This window comes from Streptomyces sp. SID11385, assembly GCF_010548245.1.
Lineage (GTDB): Bacteria > Actinomycetota > Actinomycetes > Streptomycetales > Streptomycetaceae > Streptomyces.
Genome location: NZ_JAAGLR010000606.1, coordinates 1 through 1,242 on the forward strand (window position 1 = coordinate 1; position 1,242 = coordinate 1,242).

Here is a 1,242-nt window from a genome sequence, read left to right on the forward strand (position 1 = left end):
GTCCCCGGGCCGCCGCCAGCCCGAGGCGGCGAAGGGCGGCGCGGGGGGCTCCTCCGGCAGGTCGACGCGCCCGCGAAGCCCTTCCGCGCGCCGCAGGAGCGCGTCCACGTAGGCGCGGCGCACCTCGTCGGCCGAGGCGAAGCCGCGCTCGCCCTCCAGCCACACGTCGGGGACCTCGGCGAGGATGCCGGTGAGCAGGTCCTCCGTGACGAGGGGCGCCAACTCTGCCTCGGCGAGGGCGAGATCGGGCGCGAAGGGGGCGAGGACGTGGTCACGCGCGTCGTAGCGGCGCAGCGCGGAGGCGGCGGCCGTGGGCCAGTTGTGCTGCCAGATCATCGTGGCGCCGTGGTCGATGAGCCACAACTCGCCCGCGTGGACGAGGAGGTTGGGGTTGCGCCAGGAGCGGTCGACGTTGCCGACGAGTGCGTCGAACCACAGCACGCGCCCGGCCTCGCGCGGCTCCACGGCGTACGCGAGCGGGTCGAAGCCGAGCGCCCCCGGCAGGTAGCCCATGCCGAGATTGAGCCCGCCGCTTCCCTTGAGGAGTTCCTGCACCTGCTCGTCGGGCTCGCCGAGGCCGATGACCGGATCGAGGTCGAGCGCCCGCAGGCCGGGCACGCGCAGCCCGAGCCGCGCGGCGAGCAGCCCGCAGACGGTCTCGGCGACGAGTGTCTTGCGCCCCTGCCCGGCCCCGCTGAACTTCAGTACGTACAGCTCCCCGTCCGCGGCCTCGACGAGCCCGGGCAGGGAGCCGCCTTCGCGCAGCGGGGTCAGATAGCGGGTCACGGCGGCTTCGGTGAGCATGGGGGGCAGGTTATCGAGCGGAAGCGCCGAGCCCGTATCCGGCTGACAGCCGCACTCCCCGTGTGCCTAGAGTGCCGCATGACTCCCACCCCTCCCACCAGGGCACAGTTGCGTGCTTTTCCCGAGCAGTTCGCCCGTTCCGCCCGCTTCTCCCGGGGCCGTCCGCACTCCTTCACCGTCTCGGACGACGGCCGTCGCGTCCTGTTCCTGCGCTCCGCCTCCGGCACGGACGCGGCAGCGCTGCTGTGGCTGTACGAGACCGGGGCGGACGCCGAACGGCCGCTCACCGGGCCCGGGGTCACCGCGTACACCGCCGACGCGCGGGCACGGCACGTCGCCGTCGCCCTCCCGGGCGGCACCCTCGCGGCCCTCGACACGGGCACGCCCGGGCCGCCGCGCCCGCTGCCGGGGATACGTGACGCGCGGGCCCCGCGCCTC

Annotated in this window: 1 protein-coding gene and 1 pseudogene; one reads left to right on the forward strand and one right to left on the reverse strand. The window is 75.0% G+C overall.

What is annotated here, in order from left to right; translation table 11 throughout:
• A partial coding sequence (locus G3I42_RS18580) for a HipA family kinase (protein WP_164287388.1) occupies positions 1-804 on the reverse strand: 804 nt, incomplete at its 3' end.
• Positions 805-882: 78 nt separating this feature from the next.
• Between G3I42_RS18580 and G3I42_RS18585 the strand changes: the two are divergent.
• Positions 883-1,242: pseudogene (locus G3I42_RS18585) on the forward strand (peptidase); the annotation flags it as partial.